The sequence below is a fragment of the Hyphomicrobium denitrificans 1NES1 genome (genome assembly GCF_000230975.2).
Classification (GTDB): domain Bacteria; phylum Pseudomonadota; class Alphaproteobacteria; order Rhizobiales; family Hyphomicrobiaceae; genus Hyphomicrobium_B; species Hyphomicrobium_B denitrificans_A.
Genome location: NC_021172.1, coordinates 720,076 through 740,995 on the forward strand (window position 1 = coordinate 720,076; position 20,920 = coordinate 740,995).

The following is a 20,920-nucleotide window of genomic DNA, read 5'->3' on the forward strand; positions in this document are numbered from 1 at the left end:
AAAAGCACCAAGAACGCATAAAAATCGTGTACCACGATGATATGGCCAAGCAGTTCCAATTGAAAATAGACCGCTCCGCGAAGATGCCACTAACCGAGCAGATCCGAAACGGTATCGGCGCGGCGATTGAGAGCGGCGTGCTCGCCCCGGGTGTGCGTCTGCCATCTTGGCAAGACCTCGCGTCGCAACTCGGGGTCGCGCGTGGGACCGTGCGCACAGCCTACGAAAAGTTGTCCGCGGCGCAGCTCATTGTCGCGTCGTGGGCGACCGGAACCCAGGTTGCGGAGCGGCCTCGCGCAGTCATCCGGAAGGAACAGCCGCCCGACACCGGCTCGTTCATGGAAATGTACCTGCAGATGATCCAGGGGCCGGCCATGTTCCAGATGGGGGTTCCCGCAGCAGACATATTTCCAGCCACGCTGTTCGCACGCATCCGCGCCCATGCCGTGCGCGCCGAAGCAGGCGCAGCACCGATCTATCCGGACCCTCGCGGTGAGCCTGCATTACGGTGGGAAATCGCAGCTTATCTTGCCATCGCGCGTGGCATCGAATGCTCTCCCTCGCAGGTCATCATCACCGGCGGGTACAGCAGCGGCCTCGGACTGGCGCTCCGTGGGCTCGGCCTCGAGGGTCAAAAAGCCTGGTCAGAGGATCCTGGCTTCCCGTTCGCTCGTCGCGGCCTGGAACTCGCAAGATTACGCGTAGCACCCATACCGGTCGACGCCAACGGTATCGAAGTCGACTATGGGCTGCGCCACTTCCCGGATGCAAAACTGGTTGTCGTGACTCCCGGACAGCAGGCGCCGCTCGGAGTTACTCTATCGCTCGAGCGGCGATTGCGTCTGCTTGAGTGGGCAGCTCTAGAAAGCGTTTGGGTGATTGAGGACGACTATCTAAGCGAGCTGCAGCTCGAGGGTCGGGCCGCGCCGGCGCTCGCCTCACTTGATCGCGGTGAGCGCGTCATCCACATCGGCTCCTTCAGCAAGACCATCAGTCCTGCATTGCGCCTCGGTTTCCTCGTGGCACCCGTCTCGCTCATGTCACGCTTCGCAGAGGTTGCTGCGTGCCTTGCGCCGCCACCCGGGCCGTCCGTGCAGCTTGCGACGGCCGAATTCATGCGCGAAGGCCACTATCTCCGCTATCTTCGGCGCGCCAAACGTGCCTACTCCACTCAGCGTGACGCACTGCTCGAGCGTCTTCAGCTGAAGGTCGAAGCTCTAAGCATTACAACAGCGGGTTTGGCAGCGCTGTTGAGATTGCCCGATGGTGCGCCCGACACCTCCATCGCCAAAAACGCCCTCACGTTTGGAATGGCGCCTGCCCCACTGTCTGTCTGGTATGTACAGCCGGCTTCCGCACGGTCGGGGCTTCTGCTCGGCATTGGTACCGCGCCAAAGACGCACCTGGATCGATGGTGCGACCGTCTTTCCGACATCATCGAGCGGTTCAAATGAAAGTCTTGTACGAATTGTGTCACGCAAGAGCTGGTCGGTAGCGCCCATGTGTCCGGCCTTTCTGCTCGGCGCGAACACTGATGGCCTTCATGCTATCCGCAAGATCAGCTCCCCTCACATCGCGATGACGATGTAGCGTCGAGGCAGCTAGCCCGCGAGGTTCGCGGGCAAAGCGCCGGCCTTTTCGATTTCGATTGTCACGTGCGAGAGCTTGTGCAGATGCGCCAGCTTTTGCCGGTAGTGAGACGGCGGCTTCGGCTCGCTGGAAGCGATCGCGACAATGGCGCCGTGGTGACCCGGCCCCAGTTGCCAGACGTGCAGATCGGTAATGTTGTCTGCATCGCATTCGACGGCAGCGCGGATTTCATTGGGTAACTTTTGGCTGACTGGGACGTAGTCGAGCAGCACCCCACCCGCATCCCTGATCAATCCCCAAGACCAATTTGCGATTACGAGAGCGCCCACAATGCCCATCGCGGGATCTAGCCAAATCCAACCGTAGAAGCCGCCCAGCGTTAGCGCCATGATGGCCAGAACCGAGGTCAGCGCATCGGCCAGGACATGGACGTATGCCGCACGAAGATTGTTGTCGGTGCCCGCGACCTTCGGATGAACGTGACCATCATGGGCGTACTCATGGTGATCGTGATGATGGTGATGGCCGCCATGATCGTGGTGATGTTCGTGATCGTCCTTAAGAAGCCACGCGCAAGCGATGTTCACCGCAAGTCCCAGGAACGCGACAGCAATGGCTTCTTGAAAGTAGATTGGCACAGGGCTTCGCAGCCGCGCTAGGCTTTCCCAAGCGATGAGCAGCGCGATCAATGCCAAGACGATTGCGCTCGCGAAACCGGCGAGGTCGCCCATTTTTCCGGTCCCGAACGTGAAGCGCGGGTTATCCGCATTGCGGCGTGCGTAGAAGTACGCGAGCGCCGCGATTGTCATCGCCACGGCGTGCGTCGCCATGTGCCAGCCGTCAGCAACGAGTGCCATTGATCCGAAGACGGCGCCAGCGATGATCTCTCCGATCATCATGGTCACGGTCAACGCAATCACGAGTCGTGTTCGACGCTCGTTGCGTTCGTGATTTTCGCCGAGGAAGACGTGGGAGTGGCCGGTCGGCCCGGCCGTTTGTTCATGTACGCCACTCATTTGAGATAGGTCCTTATGACTTCGATCAGCTCTTCGGCGCCCTCCGTACGGGCTCGGGCATCATGTGCGGTAACGACGTGCTCGCGAATGTGATCCTCGATCAGTTCAGTCGTCAGGCCTGTGATCGCGCCACGTATCGATGCGACGAGGTTCAACACTTCCGCACAAGGCCGTTCCGCTTCGAGTGCTCGCTCGACGGCTTCCAACTGGCCCTTAAGCCGCCGGACGCGAGATTGGAGTTTGGCTTTCTGCTTGACTGTATGGCTCATAATATAGGGGTCTACCCTATATTTGGCGAATTAACCAGCTCATCCTGCGCCGCTGCTGTTCTTGCGGAGGACGAGGGATCGCGAGCTAGTTTTGTATCCTGAGCTACACGCGATCTGGTTCGGACGAGTCAGTGGGCTCCAATGAGCGGTATATCCATGTTCGCGAGAACTTGCCTGGTCGTATTGCCTACCAACCACTCTATGAATTGGTTGTGCCGGTAAGCTCCCATGACCAGCAAATCTGCTCCGTATGCGTGCACTTTGTGTAGAAGTTGGCTTCCCAACGATTCGCTTCGGTCGCGTCTCACGTGTCTGATTTGAATTTGTGCCTGATCAACCGCAATTATCTCGGAGAAAAACTCAATAGGTGTCCCATCCTCCTCGACGGTTAGGACAATGATATCTTTAGCCTCCCGAAGCCATGGCGAAGCGCCTGATACTGCCTTACGGCAGGCTTGGGTGCCGTTCCAGGCAACGACGATGCGCTCGCCGAATGTAGTTCCAGCAAGAAGTCTCCATTCGGACGGGACGAGGATAAATGGAAGTCCCGTTTCGTAAATTGCGGCGTGAAGCGCGTCGACGCCGTCGACATTCTTTGCGCGCGCTAGGACCAGGATGTCGAAGTCTCTTGCTTCATTGATCAGCGTCGCTTGTTCGGCGCCGACCATTTCTTTCCACTTCAACGGTATTTGGGGGACTGGATGTGGGTGGGATTTCTGCCAACGTTCGAAAGCGCGATGAGTGTTCGCGGCTCGTTCTTGAGCTGATCCTTCATAAAGTTCTCGAAGCTCTTGGTACGAAATCTCCTCGCTTGGGGCGATTAGAGCGTGCGGATCTACGATCACGTGAAGTGCTTCTATTGTAGCATCTTGCAGTGCTCGAGCGGCAGCTTCTGCCGCATCAAGGCATGCAGGCGCGGTCGCCGCCTCGGCGAGAACCGCCAGAATACGGGTGGTCATGAACGCCTCTCTCGAACTTCTGCTCAGAACTCGGGCGCGAAGATGTGCCAACGGGCAAGCGAAGCAAGTTTTGGCCTCGCCATGAATGACCACCTGTTTGTGGCATGGGGGTCAGCCGCGCGCTTGGGGTCATGTCAAAAGTTTTCATAGCTTGCCTCGCGCATGCAGCGTCGCTGAAGTTGCGGACGCTGACGTCGACGCCACGAATGCCAACTCTACCATCACGCAGTATCGGCATGCGCGGTTGGTTCTGTCGGACAATTCTCGTCCGCTGACGCGATTGCTTCGCCAGCTCACAAAGAGCGGATCAGCGCCATCGCAGCCATTAGCGCTAGTACGGAAAATACCACCGACCCGAGAGCATAGCCAAGAGCGGAAAGGTGCTGGCCTCGCTCTATGAGCACACCTGCATCCAACGAAAAAGTTGAGAATGTCGTGAAGCCTCCGAGGATCCCTGTGGCGAGAAACAATCTCAGGTCCTGAGGAGCATTGCTTTTGAAAGCCCACCACCCTGCCACAAGGCCCATAGCGAATGATCCGACAATGTTAATTGTCAGAATACCAAATGGAAAATCAGAGCCTGACAGCCGAGTTATCCAGGTATTCAGAAAGTGGCGGCCGGCGCCGCCCACTCCGGAACCTACAAACACGATCAATAATGTGCGCATCTTACTCCTCATTCGCTTATGCTTCGGCGAAAAAGGACAGAAAAAAAGCCCTACCCGCGCGAAAGCGCTCGGTAGGAGCCATCAGCCTTATGGCGGTTATCGGGGGACTCCATCCCCATCGCGCGACGAAACATGACTGAATGTTCCCGTCGACACAAGTGTGGCGACTTGACGTGCAATCTTTCGTTTCAGGGCGATCGCTTGGTCATTTCGTCATACATCCTTGCTGGTATCCGATTGGTGCCTGTTCAGGTGGTGCGCAGACTTCTCAATCGGTCACGGGTGGCAAGCAGACCTAGAATGGTCAGCGCTGCAAAAATAGCGCCGGCGAGGAAAGTCCCCTCAGGCCCAGCTACATCCCAGAGTGCTCCGGCAATTAAGCTGGCGGCGAGTAGCGCCAGACCAGTGACGAGATTGAACATGCCGAACGCTGTGCCGCGCAACTCTGACGGCGCAGTATCGGCGACAAGCGTTGAGAGAAGGCCCTGGGTCAGACCCATATGAAGGCCCCAGAGCACGACACCTGCGCCAACACCGAGAATGCCGGAGGCGAGGGCCAGCACCAGATCGGCGACGAGGAGCAGAGCCAAACCGATAATCAGAATCATCATCCGGTCCATTCGATCGGACAGGATTCCCGCCGGATAGGCGGATAGTGAATAGGCGAGGCTCATGATCACCAGCACGATCGGCACGAGTGCGAGCGGCAGGCCAATCGACTGGGCACGCAGGATCAGGAAGGCTTCACTGAATCGGGCGAGCGTGAACATTGTTGCGATCGCCACTACCCACCAATAGCGCGCACCAAGGCGGCCGAGTTCAGCGTGATGAAGCGGCATGCGGATGCTGCGGACGTCGTGTGGCCGCTCCGGCTCCTTGACGGCAACCAACAGGACGATCACGGACAAGAAGGCCGGAATGACTGCGATCCAGAACACCATCCGGAAATGGTTCGCCATCAGCCACATCAGGGCGATGGCGAGAAGCGGACCGAGAAAAGCGCCGACAGTGTCGAGCGATTGACGCAGGCCGAAGCTCGCGCCGCGCAATTCGGGCGGAGCAATGTCGGCAACTAGAGCGTCACGTGGGGCGCCTCGGATGCCCTTTCCAACCCGATCGATGAAGCGGGCGGCGACGAGCCCCTCAAGCGAAGAGGCGAGTGGAAAGATCGGTTTGGTGAAGGCCGCGAGGCCATAGCCGAGGACAGCAAGAAGCTTGCGCTTTCCGAGCCAATCGCTGAGAGCACCGGAAAAGACTTTGGTGATGGAGGCAGTAGCCTCGGCGATACCCTCTATGACGCCGACGGCCAGCGTCGAGGTTCCGAGCGCTGTCACCATGTAGACGGGAAGAAGTGCATAGATCATCTCCGAGGAGATATCCATCAACATCGAGACAAAACCGAGTGCCCAAATGCCCGCTGGAATACCTCGGCGCGTTTCGGAAAATGCCGGTGTCTCCGACGCGGCTGCGCTCTCTCCCGCCTGATTGCTAATCTCATTGGTTCTTGTCACGTCGAAGACCTGTCGAACGTCGCAACGGAAAGTGATTTAAAAATTTTCTTACACTCAAACCTGACGACGGCGACCGATCAAATGCCGTCATAGTATCAGGTTGAAGTTGAAAGCACGCTTCAAACTGAAGTTTCGGCCGAGCAGGCAGGCGGTCGCTGCTCGACGGCTACTCGCGACTGCAGACGTCGCCTAGATTTCCCGCCCGACGCTGTCTGGTCTTCGATCTATGTCTGCTCTCGTATAACCACTTGTCGGCACCGCATGGCGATTACGATATCCGCATGGAATGCAGACAAGCGTTGAGTCACACCACTGGTGTCAAGTCGATCGTGGGGCGACTTCCGCACGTGGGATCGCGCCATAGGCGAACTCTTGCTGTCCGATAAAGCTTCCATCCCGAATTTGTCCTTCGACGGCACTCGCCAAGCGTCACCAAGCCAATTTGTCCGAGGGATGCGTGTAAGACCGCTTGTAAAACCAATTGAGCAGTTGACTATTTGATTTTATTTATTTTTTAAAATTGTGGCTGTGCTGGCAGTTCTGCAGCGAACGAGTCTCTGGTTTGATTTTCCATGTTTCGCCCCCGAAGAACACGGAAAACATACAAAAATACACGGAATTGGCGCGATAAGTCGCCCGGGCACCTGATAAACTTGGGTTTTCCAGTTTTTCCGATGGATTCAAAACACGGAAACGTGGGCGTTGAAATACGGATGCCGGCGTGCGCCTTGGCCGTGCCTGCGTGTCTTGCGGCAGCAGGAGGTATGGCACTTGCCGCGGGAGGCTCCGTCGTCGGCGCCATAAAGACCATAGGGTCTCGTTTTTATCGATGAACGTATGGAGGTCGGCAACTTCCTGCACCCCATCGTGCAGGCAGGAGGCATGGTCGGACACTGCCGAGTCCGGCCGAAGCGAAGCCTTCGAGGAAGCTGCCGCCCTGCGCAACCGAGAGTGCGCCACCGACGACGGCATGGGTGACGGTCGAGATCGCCTGACCGGCGGCTTCGCCGGTGCCGACATCGCCGGACGGCTTCTACGTGCGCACCGCCTTCGCCGCAACCGCTGGCGGTCTCGCCTCAGAGATCACAGGAGGTAAGTTCTCTAACGGCGCCATCACCGCCTCATTCGCTCATCTCTTTAATGATGAGAATTTGAGTGCAAAGTTATGGAGCGATGTTGCTTCAGGAGTTCAAAAAGCGGGCGCTCAAATAGGTAATTTCGTTCAATCGCTGTACGGATCAGTAATTCCCGGATATTCTGCCGCCGAGCGTGCCCTCAACGGGTGTACTGCGGGCCAATGGGGATTAGTTGGCTTTTCTTAGACAATGCGGAGGAGCGTGCCGAAGTTGACCGGCAGAGAACTGCCGCTCACAATGCATTTATAGATAGCTGCAACGGCCTCAGCCGAGCGATGGCCCGCGTCCAACTGAGTACAGAATGGCGAAAGTCTCTCGGTGATGAGTCCACGCCGGACAGTCGCAAATCTATTGGCGACTTTGCCTGCTTTACGCACTGCAAGCTCGGGGCTGAGAGCACGATAGTCAGGCAGCGACTTATGGCAATGGGTCGAAGTCTGTACGCCTCAAATTGACAGGCTGAGAAAGCAAACCGATCATCTAAGCATGAATTTTAATTCGTCGGCATCGAGCAAGCCCCAGTCTGCTAATGTTAAATTATAAGAAGCGTAACCGGCGACGGTCTGGCGCCGGCTACGCTGCTATAGTTAGAAAGCCACTGTTACGCCGGCATTGAAGGATCGGCCTTGACCGGGGACGGGCGAGATAAGTCCAACCCGTCCGTCGGCATTGTAGTCAGCCCAGTCCACACCGCCGAGCGGCGGGTAATAGAGCTTATCGAGTAGATTGCTGATACCGAAGTCGAACCGTACGTTCTCCCACTGATAGCTGGACCGCAGGTCAACCAAGGCATAACCGGGCGTCGTCGGTTCGTTACGGAGATCGTTGATCTCCGTCTTGGCATTAACGAGCGTCAACTGCACCGCATTCGACCAGTTGCCGAGCTGGTGGTTCAGGGTCAGCTGCGCATTGAGCGGCATCATATGATAGAGCGTGTCGCCACTATCGAGGTTTTCGCCGTTAACGTATCCGACCAACGCAGAGAGTCCGAACAGACCGAACTCGTGGCTATCCCAGAGCTCGACACTACCTGATACGTTCACGCCATAGAGCTGCGCATCGTGGTTGGCGAAGCGCAGGGTGACGAACTCCGATGACGGCATCACCATGCCCATGCCACCCATGCTCATTCCCCCTTGGGTCTTTAAGTAGTCCGCATCGATGTAATCTTCGACGTAAGTATAGTAGGGCGTGACCTTCACATCCCACAGGCGCCGTTGCCGGTCATGCCACCCCGTGGTGAAGCTCACGGTGTTAGCGACCTCCGGCTTCAAATCGAGATTTCCGACATAGCCGTTGGCGTCGCCATACCAGCCGATCATGTCTGCGGCCATGTCGCCCGTGCTCCAGGCGTAACGCTCGTAGAGATTGGGAGAGCGCGTCTTTCGCGCGTAGCCAATCTCATAGGTCTCGTTCGCAGTCGGCTCGTAGCGTGCAAGTGCCGTCACGTCGAAGTTCGCATCGGTACGTTGATGGCCGCGCGCATTGAAGGCCGCGGCGTCTGCGGCATACATCGCGCTATAACCTTTCACGTCGCCCGTATCCATCCAGACCATGTCATTGCGAAAGCCGATAAGAGTACTCCACGCGGGAGCCCATTGGTGTTCCCACTCAACGAATGTGCCAAGACGTTCACGCGTTCCGTGGTTGATGTCGATGAAGGTATCCGGCCCCATCATCGGCGCCATCCCCGCAACGGGCGGCCACCAGTCGTTGAGTGTTTCGCGGTGAAATTCGTTTCCCATTCTCAGAACGTCCGCAGTCGTGAGCGGAATTTCCGTTTTGATCGAATAGCCGAGATCCGTTCCGTCGACGTCCATCGGCATTCTGCCGGATTTGTCGGCCAGCATGTCCATGCGGTGCTCGGTCGTATGATAGAATGCCCGGACGTCTAGCGTTCCCCAATCGAAATGCGTGAGATAGCGCGCGTTGAACAGCCACGCTTCGTTCTGCACCATATCCATGCGTTGGTTGACGTACCCCTGATACGGGATCTCCGCATAAACTCCCTGGAACGTGAAGAGGTCACCGCCATTTTTTGCGGCAAAGGTGAGCGCGTGGTTTTGCGCCTCGTAAAGCGTGGAGCGGACAATCGGACCATCGTCTCCGCGCGCATAGTCGTTTGCCTTCGTCCAGGCGCCGGAATAGCCGAGGCTTACGTTTTGCGTTGCGGCTTCCGCATGGGCCGCCGTGCTGACGCCATCACCGTTGCTCCGGTAGAATGCTGAGAGGCTCCCCGAAGTTCTGACGCCGTCGCCGATGTTTGCAAAATGGGGCGGCATGGATTCAACGACGACCGTACCGCCAAGACTATCGCCGCCATTGCTGACCGGTGTGACGCCGGCAATGACGTCGGCGATGGCCACCTGCGAGGGGTCGATGTAGGACAATGGAGGGTTCATGTGGTTTGTGCACGCCGACGTCACGACCATGCCGTTGAGCAGGATCTTCACGCGGTCGTCGTTGAGCCCGTTGATTGCCGGCAAGCCGGAGAGTCCACCGGACGAAAAGATGCTGATGCCGGGCGCTTTCGTGAGAAGTTGTGCGGTGTCGCTGGTGCCCGGCAATTGAGACTGGATTGCCTCTCCCGAAAGACGAGTTGTAGTGAGGGGAATGGCCAAGCCTTTCGAGCCAATCCCGGCAACTTCGGTAGCTGCAGGCGGCTGGCCCGAAAACGATTGCTGCCGTGCCGATTGTGGTGAGGTGGCCGTGGCTTGGATTGCGACCGGTCTGGTCTGATGTTTCTTGGTCTTGGTCGCAGAATGGCTGTGCGTCTTCTGCTGAACGACGACCTCCGGCAGCGGAGTTCCCTCTTCCTGCCCATGAGCTCCTCTGCTCAAGGCATATGACGCAACGATGGTACCTGCGGCCGCGCAGAGCAGCCTTGCTCGTCGAGTGACGTACATAATGCATTTCCCCAATTGGCAGCGGCAGCCTCCCGATCGTGCCGGGGCCGCAAGCCAAATTTCAAAATTCCAGATGTGAATTGGATGTCGCGATGAAGATCAGGCGATCGCCGTGCGCGCGGGTGGGGGACCGCGGCTGCGGGCGTTGATAATGAACCTAATGGCGAGCAGCGTACTTTCGCTCTCACGGATACGTTGGCCAGAAACTTCAATCGGCCGGACGATCGGTGCCGTCGCAGTTACGGCGAGCTGGAACGCCGCGAGACCCTTGCAGAAGGGGCAGCTCGGAGCATCTTTGACCGGTTTGGAACTGTGCGATTGTCCGGCATGGCAAATATCATCGGAAAAACTGCCGGAATCCGCGGCAGCCAGCATTTGCCGGAATTCAGAAACAAGGTGGTTCGATAGAAGGGAGGCGTAGAATATTACGCCCAGCAGCGTGAGTGCTGCCGAGATCGTCCTGCGGTTTGCTCTTGTCTTTCGCGCCACCGCGACGCTCCCGTATGGTCATTCGGCTGTTTCGTTTGCGCGCCGATCTCCGCAAACACCACTACTTTCTAGGGCTGCGCATGATCGTATTGCATTCTCGAATGTTCATATGCTTTCCCCTTATCGGAATTGCTCCCCCGATCGATTCCGATTTTTATTTGACCGCCACTGTTCCGGCTTTGTCGAAAATCAAAGAGCTGTTGGTGGAGCGTGCCGGGACTTTTTGCATGTCGCGTAAAGCGCAGATGCCAAGGCTAAAGCGGCTCATCGCTCTCAAAGCCCGAGGCTTTGTAGGATGACGGCCGCCAACGTGCTCGGGAGCTGCGGAAATAGCGCCGTGGCGGCCGCGACGATTACGAGAAGGGCGACCGTGACAGACTGGAGGAGCTGTTGCAATCGGGCGCGTCGTTCAGCCTTGGGGTCGCATTCTTGCAGCGGAAGGAGACCGCGTCCGCGGGCGCATGCATCTTGCGCATCTGCGATGCTCCTGATCACCCGCGACGTGAGGATGCCGCCAGCGCCGCCGGCGCTGAGGCTTAACACCAGGAGGCTGAGCGGATCGTAGGCGGTCGACTGCGATATGTCGTCGGAGAGACGACCATAAACAAGGCCGGTCAAAAACAGCGCGTACGCTGCGAACACCAGCGCCATCGCGCGCCCTTTGGAGGCCGATTCGGGGGACGCAATCAGCCGGCTCCGATGGAGGGTGAAATATTGAAGGTAGGGGACAACGATGATGTTGGTAATCGGAACCAGCATGAAGAACGCCGCGTAGGGCGAGCGGATCTTGGCATTGCTGAAGAAATTGATGTTGCGGATGGCGCGAAAGAAAAAATAGACGATGCAGCCGATGAGCGCAAAGACGCTGGCGCTCGCCGTCAGCGTGATGGGGAGCGCAAGCCCGAACGGCAATATGTCAGGGTTCCAGTCATTCTTCTGAAAGTACTCGAGCACGGGTTTCCCGACCACCGAGACGGCGATCAATCCGTTGAGGATTGGAGATGAGGAGCGAAGGGATTTGAAACGCGCGTGTCGTTGCGCAATCTCTTTGCCGATCAGGAACGGTCGTGCCGTCAAGATCATAGCGAGGACCCCGAAGCCGAGGAGGAAGACCGGCAGGTAGCGGACAAAGATGACTGCCACGAAGCTCCCTCCTTTGCGAACGTGGTTCCGTCGCCCAATGTGCAGTCGTCAATGCGATCGCGGCGACGTGTTGCACGTCGTCGTCGGCATTGGTGTCTTGATCGCGATGTCGCGGACGGTATTCCATTGCGCAACATCGCCGGCGAGCTTGCCATGAACGAGAAGGAAGGCCGTGAGGTCGAGGAGCTTGCGGTCCGCGGCCGTCAGCATGAAGTCGGTCGGAATGTTCTGCAGCCGCTTGCTCAGATGTCGGGAGAGCGAGCTGGTGCCGTCGTCGATGCCGTTCTCGGCAAGAAGCGCGGTGAGTTCTGGCCGATTCTGCAGTCGGTCGCTGTAGGTTGACGCAAAGTCAGGGTTGACGACATCGCGTAAGCCGAGGCGGATGATGAGCGGCCGCATGGCGAGCGCCCCCGACTCGAACGAGTTTTTCCAGGATGTCTTGCTCGAAGGCTCGCAGGCGCCTGTGCGATGAGTCAGTTCCTGAGACCAATTCAGCGAAAGTTGATCCGTCACCGTGTCTGAACTCTCGATAAACTTCCAACCCAAATCCTGCAGCAACGCCACGGCTCCGAAGATCGATTCGGCGGCGTGATGAAAGACGGTGCCTTCCCAGGCATAGCGATCTTCGATGCCGGTCTGCTGGAACTTCGTGCCATTGGCATCGATGCGATCGACACTCGCATCGATGGCGATAATGGTGACGGTCGAACGTTTGGCATCGGGATCGAGATCGGCTCGAAGCTCGGTCAATAGCGTCACCAATCCGGAGTTGTCGGCGAGCGCACCGTCGGCGAGGAAGATCTGACTTCCCTGAAACAAAATCTTCGAACCGCAGTGCTTGAGGGGGAGATTCGGGTAGGCCATCGGGAATGCCGAGGAGGCGTAGACTGCATCGGCCAGGCGGACGCTCGACGGATCGATGCGGTTGAATGCGAGGTCATTCTCGCTCGCGAGCGTCTGCGGCGCGGCCAGCTTCCCCCACCAGCCCGTAGGCTGAAAGAAGGTGGTGTCGATGTAGCTTCGCGACAGCACGAAACGCACATGGTTGGCGACATCGAAGGCGTTGATGTAGAGGGCGGGACTGGCCGGCAGTTGCGTGAGGGTCGCGCCACTGAAGAGGGTCGCGTCGTAGTCATCCCGTGCCAGGACACCGCGATTGTAATCGGTTGTCAGAGACCGCGCCCATGCGAGTGGGTTGAGCCCCGCTGCGCCGTACCATTGCCGCTTGCGGTACTCGATCGCCATATCGTCGAGATAGGTCGTCCAATCCCTGGCGCCGGCGTCGGCAGCTTTGAGTTTTTCGGAGTTGAGGGTGAAATAGGCGGCGGCCAGCGAGCCACCCGATACGGATGATATGGCTGCGACCTGGTCGAGCAGACTGCGCGCCTTGCCGTCCGCGGGACCAAGCAGCAAATCCGGACCGGCGCGACGAATTTCGCGAAGCACCGCCGCCGACAGATAGGCGGCGCGACTGCCGCCACCCGAGGCGGCGATGGCAACGATCGTGGCAGGGAGGTCGGTTTTGACGAATGGCTTCGGGTCATCGAGGTCGATGTCGCCCCGGAGGCAGCGACCAACGGGAACACCGGTGTGGACTGGTCCAAAATAGGCCCGCGCGGCGCCGACAATGACCAGTCCGACCGCGACGGCGGCAAGATAGGATCTCAGCCTCATCCCCGACCTGCCTTTTGTGCGTTGAATGCCACCCGTGAAATTATCCCTGAACCCGTGCAGTCATACACGCCAATGCCGAAACCCGGGATGGCAAACATGCAACATTCCCGCCCCTCGCGATCCGGAGCCACCCGTTGGTTGGAAGATGTCTACAGATCGGGGCGGGCGGAGACGACGGACATGCCGCTGGGTATCGGCACGAATGCGCAGAACTTGCGCTGCAAGCAGGGGATGTAACGTGACATCATCAATGTCACGACCTTCGTTGCCTTGGGTGGATGGTGGGTCAGCCCCTCCCGCGCCCCCTCGGACAGCAGCGAAGGGGTGGTCGAACGGCTCGAAGGCGCCGGCGGCGCCGCCTCCCGCGCCCCCTCCCGCCTCCGAGAAAAGCCTCGGCCCTCGCCAGCGTGGAAGTCAGGGCTTTCCAGAGCCGGAAGATAACGCGTCAACGCCCGGAGCTGCGGCAGGAAATCGGCCTTGTGAAAGTCGTTGTCGCTACTTTCGATCATCGTGCTTGGCCGACTCGCGGAATCAAGAACCGGTAAATCCTTGACCTACCGGTGGACTGCTTCTGCGGCTTGGAGAAAATGGAACGTGCGGCGCAGACGTCGACACTAACGCGTCCTTTTCATCGGAAGTCCAGCCAGTTTTTTGCTGCAGAAATCGGAATTTCGCACAAACGCCGGGATCTATTCGCGCGATGATTGGCGTTGCGCGTATTTGTAATGCGGGCGCCGGGAACGCGCGCGTTTGGTAATTGTTGATTCTCAGAATTGTTCTCTGAATGGCGCACGCAGGAAGCATGGTCATTCTACCTACGCTTGGTAAGCGGGGGTCTCTCTGAATCCTGCTTCTAGTTGCTACGACCGTTGCTGCGGGGCGCGTCCGTCCGCCAAAATGATGGAGTTGGTTATGTGCGATTATTCTCTTGAAATGTATCAAAGCCGACCAGCCCGCGAGGGTGAGGAATATGTCAGCAGCAGATTTCCGAGCAGTAGCGTCGGCTTCATCAGCCCAGGCGATTCCGCTGTCGCGATCTGCATGGCATGCGACACCAAATTGAAACTGTCGCACATACCCGAAGGCGTGCAGGCCATGGCAAACGTTGGCGAGACCGAAGAGGCCACGTTCGTCCAAGGCGAAGGCTCGCTCCACCGCGACTGCGTGCGATTCAAGAACGGCAGGGTCTTCACCCTGCAGTTGCTCGGTCCAGGCGTGACAGCCTGGCTTGTACCCGAGATCCGCTGCTCTTCCGCAACGCCGGCTCATGGAACGCCCGAAACAGCACTTAACCTAATGCGATAAGTTGCGATCGACGGCAGCGGAGGAGTGCCGTCCTTTTTCGGTCTTATTCACGCCTGGCTTGGATACGGCGTTGCGGCGGTGATCGTATTGCAACTTCTCTGGGCGTTGAGCGGAGAACGCCAGGTGGGACTTATGCGCTTTTATCCGTCGGGTAAATCCGATCGCGGCTGACTGTGTCGAGAATTGTAAAGTCAGCTGTCGATCGCTTTGTCCTTTGGCTGGGGGCTTGGTTGGGCCAAGCCCTTCCCGCCCGCGCTTGAAACTTTCGATTACGCGGCGCTCACCTGCATGGGGCCGTCAGATCAGCTTCTCCTCAAAAGTAGATTATAGAGCCAGGCGAAAACTCCGAAATGAACGAATCCTTCAACGAGACCCCAGAAGGCGCCGACAGCAATTCCCACGCTCGAAACGGAATACCCATAGAATCCGTAAAATTGCTGGAGCAAGTCCGTAAAGGGTTTGAAACCAGGCACGCCGAGAAGTGAGCAGACTGTCGCCAAGCCAACACAAACTGCCCCGTAGATTCCGCCTGCAAGTGCAAATCGAAGGACGTCGAGGTTTTGCATGTGCGAATCTCCTTCGTTTAACTCCTATTATTCATAGCAGCCCTCGAGGCTTGCGAGCGTGCCCCTCTAGGCGGCCGGTGGATTGTAAGACGGTGATATGGTCGGTAGCGCTTGGCGAACTTGGCGACATTTGAATCATTGGTATCAGCAGATCAGAAGGCCAAGGGTGGTCGTTCTTTAAATGTTGCTTGAAGCTCTGAATTTCATCCCACAGGCATTAAAGATCGTCTCACGAGCTGCGCCGTCGAGTTTTTGAACTTCGACATCGGTACGGACCATTGTTAGGTGGGCTATTTGCGTACTCAGCCTCTTGACCAAATGCGACGGCACTTTGCCATTGAGCCAAGTTGAATAGGTTGCATCTGTAAATTCTGATGCTTTTGCGCCGTCCTTATCGTTGAAAAAATCAATTAGCGCCCGCGCGGTGATGCAATTGGATTCGATCAACGCGTTGGAAACAATAGTGTCAGACTGCCCATTTGCCAAACGGTTACGCGTGCCGAGTAGCTGCCGCACCATATAGACAAAATGTTCTTTGAAGAAATCCTTGCGGGATGACACGGTCATTCAGACACCCCCTCTCTTACGCCGCCAGCAAGTCTTCCTTATCGAAGCCGCTCTGAACAATCCGCATTGCGGCCGGATCAAAGCTACGCGCGAGAGCAAAGGCTTCCGCGGGCGTTCCCGAAAGCCACGTTTCGAACTCGTCTTCTTTCGACGGCAGCACCAGCATGCGTTCGTGATTGATGCTGTCCGTCAAAACGTTTGGCGTCGTGGTCATAAAAGAATAGACGTCCACCTCGACGTTCGGCCCGTCATTCTTTACCGGACCTTTCAAAGCGGACGCCCGCATGCCGTTAGTCTAAGTGCACAGATTATAATTTTATGCTTTTGTCTCCGCCGCCCACCGCATGTATCGGCTCGTTGCCGCACCCCTGCGTTCGCGTCTTAATATCCGATGCAATCGTAGTAGCGATTCCACCAGTACGCGCTGCCGGTTACGAGCGCGCGTTGATAAATCCACGCGCAATTATTGCCATAGTAATATGGATAGCCATACCAACCATAATAATAGCGCCGATTCCAACGGCCGTGACGCCGGAAATTACGCCCCCTGAAGACTTGGCGTCCGCGAAAATTGCGATTGGTAAACCTGTGAACGCTGGCGCCCCGACCTCGGAAACTTCGCATTCCAACACTCGGACGGCCGACGCTCCGCGCAAAGCTGTGACCGCCGGCACTATGTCCGGGACTGCGGGCGTCAGCCTCGGCGAAAGCACCTGCCACAGCCAGTAAGACGACGATACCCACGGCGACGATTTTGCTCTTTAGCTTCATGTTACCCAGCTCACTCTATCACGCATCCATCGATGGTTGAGCAGATAGGTCTGCCACCTCCCAGGACATTGAGACATGTCAATGGAGGGCACCGTATTTTTCATCATGGTGCGGTGGATGGCATCCGATTGCGATCGGGTATCCGTAAAGATCAGTTTCCAGCAGAGGGGATCGTCTCAACGGCACAAAAGTGCGGTTGTGATCTAATCGTTACGGCTTCCCACGGTCACAGAGGGCTTATGCGCTTAATGCTCGGCAGCCAAGCTCATCGCGTCGTTACACAAAGCACGATTTCGGTACTGATTTGCCGGTAAAAAGGCGACCACAATGAGAGAAAGGTGACAGGCGTGTCGATCGACGAAGATCTGCGCACGCGGCTCATTTCTGAGCTATCGCATCACACTGACTCGGATGCGTCCAAGTCAGATCTCCCTTGGTGGAGCAATCGAGGTGTCAGCTATAAATTTCATAGTCCGCTCTAGTTCAAAGTTTCGCAAGCCTTTCGGCCCGCGTGTTAGAGTAGTGCAGACCGCTCCAAGCGGTTGATTGGCAAGTGGCTCTTAGCAAGATCCCGGCAGATACTTCCAGAAATAATCGTACCTGCGGCCTACATCTGACTTTGCTACATTTGCCATAATATTTCCGATGACGTGCTCCACTGTCTGGCCAACCTCTTCGTCGCACACGGACCGCCTGAGCACGTTTGCTCCGACAACGGCCCAGAATTTATTGCGATCAGCGTGCGTGAGTGGCTCGGCCGGATCGGCGTCGAGACGCTCTACATCGAACCGGGAAGCCCTTGGGGGAATGGCTATTGCGAAAGGCTGAACTCGAAGTTCCGCGACGAGCTTCTCAATGGCGAGATCTTCACGACGCTGCAAACTCCAGAATATCGTAGTCGGGATGTCCCAACCCAGTGCCTTCAGTCCGGGCTTCGAATGCGCGTTCGTCAATACCGCTTTGCGTTCCAGACAGCCCCCTCTCATCATTAAAGAGACGAGCGAATGAGGCGGTGATGGCGCCGTTAGAGAACTTGCCTCCTGTGATCTCTGCGGCGAGGCCACCCGCGGTTGCGGCGAAGGCGGTGCGGACGTAGAAGCCGTCCGGGCCGTTGCCGGCGAGATCGGCACCGGCGAAGCCGCCGACGCTGCCAAGTCCCGCCAATGCGCTCACTGGATCGATTCGAGGTATTTCTTCAATTCGACTACGGCACGCCGCGAGTACATCGTTCGCACCTTGACTTGGATCCAGTCATTTGGGCGGGATTAATGTGGAAGCGCGGACCGCGCGGGAAGGCTCTGAACGACGGGGCTCCGCCTCCACGCGCAAGGAGGGTGTTTTGGACAATCCGGTTGAAGACGCTCCCTCCTTCCACTTTCAGGGCCTCAGCGAGGATGAGGCTGGCAAGAGGCTGAAGGCGGAAGGCTTCAACGAGCTTCCGCGCCAGGGGCATCGGACTCCGCTCGGCATCGTGCTGGAGGTTCTGCGCGAGCCGATGCTGGTGCTGCTGCTCGCTGGTGGTGCGATTTATCTCCTGCTCGGTGATTTGCAAGAGGCTCTCATCCTACTCGCCTTCGCGAGTATGTCGGTGGTGATCACGGTGGTCCAGGAAACGCGCACCGAACATGTCCTGGAGGCGCTGCGCGATCTGACCAGCCCGCGAGCGCTGGTGATCCGGGACGGCGCTCACCGCCGCATTCCGGGCCGGGAGGTGGTGCGTGGCGACATCGTCGTTCTCGCCGAGGGAGACCGTGTTCCGGCCGACGCCACAGTTCTGCAATGCCAGGACATGCAAGCCGACGAGTCGTTGCTGACGGGCGAGTCTGTGCCCGTTCGCAAGGCGATTCTGACAGGCAAGCCACCGTCGAGTATCAGGCCGGGAGGCGATGACCTTCCTTATGTCTATTCCGGCTCGCTGATCGTGCGCGGCAGCGGTGTTGTCGAGGTCTTTGCTATTGGACTGAAGAGCGAAATAGGAAAGATCGGCCAATCGCTAAGCGTTCTCGAGATGGAACCGCCGCGCCTACGCACTCAGACCGCGCGTCTCGTGCGCCTCTCCGCTATCGGCGGCGGGCTAGTCAGTCTTGCCGCCCTGGTGCTCTACGGCATGCTGCGCGGCGGCTGGCTCGAAGCCGTGCTCGCCGCCATCACTATCGGCATGTCCATGCTGCCCGAAGAGTTCCCGGTGGTGCTGACCGTATTCATGGCCATGGGCGCGTGGCGGATTTCGCGCGCCCGCGTGCTGACGCGCCGTGCTGCGGCCATTGAGACGCTGGGCTCGGCGACGGTGCTGTGCACCGATAAGACTGGCACCTTGACCGAGAACCGGATGTCGATCGCCGAGCTGTGGCCGAGAAGCGGTGACACGTTTTCCCGGAACGAAGCGTCGAACCCAATCCTGCCGGCGGACGCGCAGGCGCTGGCTTTGTACGGCCTTCTTGCCAGCGCGCCTGAACCCTTCGATCCGATGGAGAAAGCATTCCATGACTTCGCTAGAGAGCGGATCGTGGATGGTTCCATAACAGCGAAGACGGGTTGGTCGCTTGCACGCAGCTATGGACTGCGGCCCGATCTACTTGCCGTCACCCAGGCCTGGCGAGCGGACGCACGCAAGGCCGCGTTCACCGTCGCGGCCAAGGGCGCTCCGGAAACCATCGCCGATCTCTGCCGTCTTGGCGATGCGCATTACTCTACTGTCAGGCAAACTGTTGATGCGATGGCGGCGAATGGGCTGCGCGTCCTGGGTATCGCAAAAGCAACCCATGAGGGCGAGCAGTTTCCGGAGACTCCGCGAGGCTTCGCCTTCTCATTTCTGGGGCTTGTCGGCCTCGCCGATCCCCTGCGGACGAGCGTGCCGCAGGCCGTGAGCGACTGCCGCTCCGCCGGCATCCGCGTCGTCATGATCACCGGCGACTATCCGGCGACGGCCCGAGCGATCGCGCATCGAGCCGGTCTCGACGGTGACGGTGCTGTACTGAGCGGCGAGATGATAGAGAATCTCGCCGACTGTGACCTGCAGGATAGGGCACGGACGGCGACCATCTTCGCTCGCATCATGCCGGAACAGAAGCTGCGCATTGTTCAAGCGCTGAAGGCCGACGACGAAATCGTCGCGATGACCGGCGACGGCGTCAACGACGCACCTTCGCTCAAGGCGGCTCATATCGGCATCGCCATGGGCGGCCGCGGTACGGATGTTGCGCGTGAAGCCTCTGCGATCGTATTGCTCGACGACGACTTCGGTTCAATCGTTACTGCTATCCGGCTTGGGCGGCGCATTTACGACAACCTGCGCAAGGCGATGGGCTTCATCTTCGCCGTGCACGTGCCCATCGCCGGGCTCGCGCTCCTGCCGCTGATCTTCGGCCTGCCTATCATCTTTAGCCCGATCCACATCGCCTTCCTAGAGATGGTCATCGATCCGGTCTGCACGCTGGTCTTTGAGGCCGAAGCCGAGGAGGAGGACGTCATGCGCCGGCCGCCCCGACCGCCGGCGGAACCATTGTTTTCCTGGCCGCTCGTTGTTTGGAGTATTCTGCAGGGCTCGCTGGTGTTGGTATTAGTCAGCGCGATCTTTATCGTCGCGTCGGTGCGTGGCATGCCCGCCGACGAAGTGCGTGCACTGACCTTCTTCTCGCTGGTCCTCTGTATCGGGAGTCTGATCTTGATCAACAGATCCTTCAGCACGTCTCTCGTCACGGCGATCCGACGCCCGAACCTCATGCTTGGATGGATCCTCTTCGCAGTCGCCACCGTTCTTGGTCTCAGCCTGTCGGTACCGGCTGTGCGAGAGCTGTTCAGTTTCGGCCCGCTGCACTGGGACGATCTCAGTCTGACACTGGGTGTTGCTGTAAGCATTCTTCTCGTGCTTGAACTCGCCAAGAGATTCTGGCGCGACCTGCTGCGGTTCTGATCTGCTCGGCTTGTCAGGAACCATAGCAGAAACGTACCCAACGAAATGCACGCCATTTACGAATATTCGCGCTGCTTTGTCAGAAATGTCCGCGACGAGGCATTGTTACGCTCATCAGGCAGCGCGTTTCCAACCGGTTATCATGGCCCCGCGCAAGGTTTTCGCCGTGTTCGATACTGGCAAAAATCACGCCGCCGACGTGGAGCGCCACCAGGGTTAAAGCTATGTTGCTCGTGGTCGCATGGAGCTGTGCTGGGCAAGAGAACGACAGATACCAGCGCGCAAATCTTCGCGATTGTCGGACCGAACTGGCACGGACGGGATTCCCGGTCTGTGTGTCAAGCGATACGACAGCCCGACTGCTTTCGGATGGATGGACGGTCGCACGCAGACGATTGGCGGCCAATCCGGCCATGCCGCGTGACCACAAAAACCTA

The 20,920-nt window shown here is 58.1% G+C and carries 19 protein-coding genes, 1 pseudogene and 1 riboswitch; of the genes and pseudogenes, 6 read left to right on the plus strand and 14 right to left on the minus strand.

Annotated elements, in window-relative coordinates; genetic code table 11:
* Positions 1-41 precede the first annotated feature (41 nt).
* Positions 42-1,454, plus strand: a complete 1,413-nt coding sequence (locus tag HYPDE_RS03310) for a PLP-dependent aminotransferase family protein (protein ID WP_041320796.1) — start codon at positions 42-44, stop codon at positions 1,452-1,454.
* A 147-nt stretch (positions 1,455-1,601) separates the two neighbouring features.
* On the opposite strand, the gene dmeF is transcribed toward HYPDE_RS03310, so the two are convergent.
* The 6 genes from dmeF to HYPDE_RS19015 form a co-directional block, all read right to left on the minus strand.
* Positions 1,602-2,606, minus strand: a complete 1,005-nt coding sequence (dmeF, locus tag HYPDE_RS03315; RefSeq protein ID WP_015596932.1) for a CDF family Co(II)/Ni(II) efflux transporter DmeF — start codon at positions 2,604-2,606, stop codon at positions 1,602-1,604.
* Positions 2,603-2,875 (minus strand): metal/formaldehyde-sensitive transcriptional repressor, encoded by a 273-nt coding sequence (locus HYPDE_RS03320; protein ID WP_015596933.1) that lies wholly within the window; start codon positions 2,873-2,875, stop codon positions 2,603-2,605. Before HYPDE_RS03320 ends, dmeF begins: the two co-directional genes overlap by 4 nt.
* A gap of 128 nt (positions 2,876-3,003) precedes the next feature.
* On the minus strand, positions 3,004-3,834 hold the full coding sequence (locus HYPDE_RS03325; protein WP_015596934.1) for a universal stress protein: 831 nt from the start codon (positions 3,832-3,834) through the stop codon (positions 3,004-3,006).
* Positions 3,835-4,127: 293 nt separating this feature from the next.
* On the minus strand, positions 4,128-4,502 hold the full coding sequence (gene crcB, locus HYPDE_RS03330; RefSeq protein ID WP_041320799.1) for a fluoride efflux transporter CrcB: 375 nt from the start codon (positions 4,500-4,502) through the stop codon (positions 4,128-4,130).
* Between the two features lie 65 nt (positions 4,503-4,567).
* Positions 4,568-4,628, minus strand: a riboswitch (Fluoride riboswitch).
* 122 nt (positions 4,629-4,750) lie between these two features.
* Positions 4,751-5,995, minus strand: coding sequence for an MFS transporter (locus HYPDE_RS03335; protein WP_041320800.1), 1,245 nt, complete (start codon positions 5,993-5,995; stop codon positions 4,751-4,753).
* A gap of 525 nt (positions 5,996-6,520) precedes the next feature.
* Positions 6,521-6,907, minus strand: coding sequence for a hypothetical protein (locus HYPDE_RS19015; RefSeq protein ID WP_144061169.1), 387 nt, complete (start codon positions 6,905-6,907; stop codon positions 6,521-6,523).
* 116 nt (positions 6,908-7,023) lie between these two features.
* Between HYPDE_RS19015 and HYPDE_RS19020 the strand changes: the two genes are divergently transcribed.
* Positions 7,024-7,335 (plus strand): hypothetical protein, encoded by a 312-nt coding sequence (locus HYPDE_RS19020; protein ID WP_144061170.1) that lies wholly within the window; start codon positions 7,024-7,026, stop codon positions 7,333-7,335.
* 401 nt (positions 7,336-7,736) lie between these two features.
* Here the strand turns inward: HYPDE_RS19020 and HYPDE_RS03340 are convergent, their stop codons facing one another.
* The 5 genes from HYPDE_RS03340 to HYPDE_RS03365 all read right to left on the minus strand — a co-directional run bounded on the left by HYPDE_RS03340 (position 7,737) and on the right by HYPDE_RS03365 (position 13,870).
* Complete coding sequence (locus HYPDE_RS03340) at positions 7,737-9,989, minus strand: TonB-dependent receptor (RefSeq protein WP_244437768.1); 2,253 nt, start codon at positions 9,987-9,989, stop codon at positions 7,737-7,739.
* Positions 9,990-10,154: 165 nt separating this feature from the next.
* On the minus strand, positions 10,155-10,544 hold the full coding sequence (locus HYPDE_RS03345; RefSeq protein ID WP_015596941.1) for a DUF2946 family protein: 390 nt from the start codon (positions 10,542-10,544) through the stop codon (positions 10,155-10,157).
* 273 nt (positions 10,545-10,817) lie between these two features.
* Positions 10,818-11,687 carry a hypothetical protein gene (locus HYPDE_RS03355; RefSeq protein ID WP_015596942.1) on the minus strand — a complete coding sequence of 290 codons (870 nt, stop codon included), beginning with the start codon at positions 11,685-11,687 and terminating at the stop codon, positions 10,818-10,820.
* Positions 11,688-11,735: 48 nt separating this feature from the next.
* Positions 11,736-13,361 (minus strand): patatin-like phospholipase family protein, encoded by a 1,626-nt coding sequence (locus HYPDE_RS03360; protein WP_015596943.1) that lies wholly within the window; start codon positions 13,359-13,361, stop codon positions 11,736-11,738.
* A gap of 149 nt (positions 13,362-13,510) precedes the next feature.
* Positions 13,511-13,870, minus strand: a complete 360-nt coding sequence (locus tag HYPDE_RS03365; RefSeq protein WP_015596944.1) for a hypothetical protein — start codon at positions 13,868-13,870, stop codon at positions 13,511-13,513.
* Positions 13,871-14,273: 403 nt separating this feature from the next.
* Here HYPDE_RS03365 and HYPDE_RS03370 point away from each other — a divergent pair, with 403 nt between their 5' ends.
* Positions 14,274-14,666 carry a hypothetical protein gene (locus HYPDE_RS03370; protein ID WP_144061171.1) on the plus strand — a complete coding sequence of 131 codons (393 nt, stop codon included), beginning with the start codon at positions 14,274-14,276 and terminating at the stop codon, positions 14,664-14,666.
* A gap of 743 nt (positions 14,667-15,409) precedes the next feature.
* On the opposite strand, the gene HYPDE_RS03380 is transcribed toward HYPDE_RS03370, so the two are convergent.
* Entirely contained in the window at positions 15,410-15,799 is a 390-nt protein-coding gene (locus HYPDE_RS03380; RefSeq protein WP_015596947.1) for a hypothetical protein, read from the minus strand.
* A gap of 16 nt (positions 15,800-15,815) precedes the next feature.
* Positions 15,816-16,013: a hypothetical protein gene (locus HYPDE_RS03385; protein WP_144061172.1), complete on the minus strand. Its 198-nt coding sequence runs from the start codon at positions 16,011-16,013 to the stop codon at positions 15,816-15,818.
* Between the two features lie 589 nt (positions 16,014-16,602).
* On the opposite strand from HYPDE_RS03385, the gene HYPDE_RS18630 reads away from it, so the two are divergent.
* Both HYPDE_RS18630 and HYPDE_RS18635 read left to right on the plus strand, forming a co-directional pair.
* Positions 16,603-16,884, plus strand: coding sequence for a universal stress protein (locus HYPDE_RS18630; protein WP_081625074.1), 282 nt, complete (start codon positions 16,603-16,605; stop codon positions 16,882-16,884).
* Positions 16,885-17,211: 327 nt separating this feature from the next.
* Positions 17,212-17,448 (plus strand): annotated as a pseudogene (locus tag HYPDE_RS18635) (integrase core domain-containing protein); the annotation flags it as partial.
* On the opposite strand, the gene HYPDE_RS19530 reads toward HYPDE_RS18635, so the two are convergent.
* The gene (locus HYPDE_RS19530; RefSeq protein ID WP_041319899.1) at positions 17,438-17,743 is read right to left on the minus strand and encodes a hypothetical protein; all 306 of its coding nucleotides are present in this window, start codon (positions 17,741-17,743) and stop codon (positions 17,438-17,440) included. The pseudogene HYPDE_RS18635 and the gene HYPDE_RS19530 sit on opposite strands and share 11 nt — an antisense overlap.
* A gap of 166 nt (positions 17,744-17,909) precedes the next feature.
* Between HYPDE_RS19530 and HYPDE_RS03405 the strand changes: the two genes are divergently transcribed.
* Complete coding sequence (locus tag HYPDE_RS03405) at positions 17,910-20,483, plus strand: cation-translocating P-type ATPase (protein WP_051112040.1); 2,574 nt, start codon at positions 17,910-17,912, stop codon at positions 20,481-20,483.
* Positions 20,484-20,920 lie beyond the last annotated feature (437 nt).

Excerpts from the sequence above, each read along its gene's own strand:
- HYPDE_RS03310 (WP_041320796.1), top strand. The coding sequence starts at position 42 with ATGGCCAAGCAGTTCCAATTGAAAATAGACCGCTCCGCGAAGATGCCA.
- dmeF (WP_015596932.1), bottom strand. The coding sequence starts at position 2,606 with ATGAGTGGCGTACATGAACAAACGGCCGGGCCGACCGGCCACTCCCAC.
- HYPDE_RS03320 (WP_015596933.1), bottom strand. The coding sequence starts at position 2,875 with ATGAGCCATACAGTCAAGCAGAAAGCCAAACTCCAATCTCGCGTCCGG.
- HYPDE_RS03325 (WP_015596934.1), bottom strand. The coding sequence starts at position 3,834 with ATGACCACCCGTATTCTGGCGGTTCTCGCCGAGGCGGCGACCGCGCCT.
- crcB (WP_041320799.1), bottom strand. The coding sequence starts at position 4,502 with ATGCGCACATTATTGATCGTGTTTGTAGGTTCCGGAGTGGGCGGCGCC.
- HYPDE_RS03360 (WP_015596943.1), bottom strand. The coding sequence starts at position 13,361 with ATGAGGCTGAGATCCTATCTTGCCGCCGTCGCGGTCGGACTGGTCATT.
- HYPDE_RS03365 (WP_015596944.1), bottom strand. The coding sequence starts at position 13,870 with ATGATCGAAAGTAGCGACAACGACTTTCACAAGGCCGATTTCCTGCCG.
- HYPDE_RS03370 (WP_144061171.1), top strand. The coding sequence starts at position 14,274 with ATGTGCGATTATTCTCTTGAAATGTATCAAAGCCGACCAGCCCGCGAG.
- HYPDE_RS03380 (WP_015596947.1), bottom strand. The coding sequence starts at position 15,799 with ATGACCGTGTCATCCCGCAAGGATTTCTTCAAAGAACATTTTGTCTAT.
- HYPDE_RS03385 (WP_144061172.1), bottom strand. The coding sequence starts at position 16,013 with ATGACCACGACGCCAAACGTTTTGACGGACAGCATCAATCACGAACGC.
- HYPDE_RS18630 (WP_081625074.1), top strand. The coding sequence starts at position 16,603 with ATGGTTGAGCAGATAGGTCTGCCACCTCCCAGGACATTGAGACATGTC.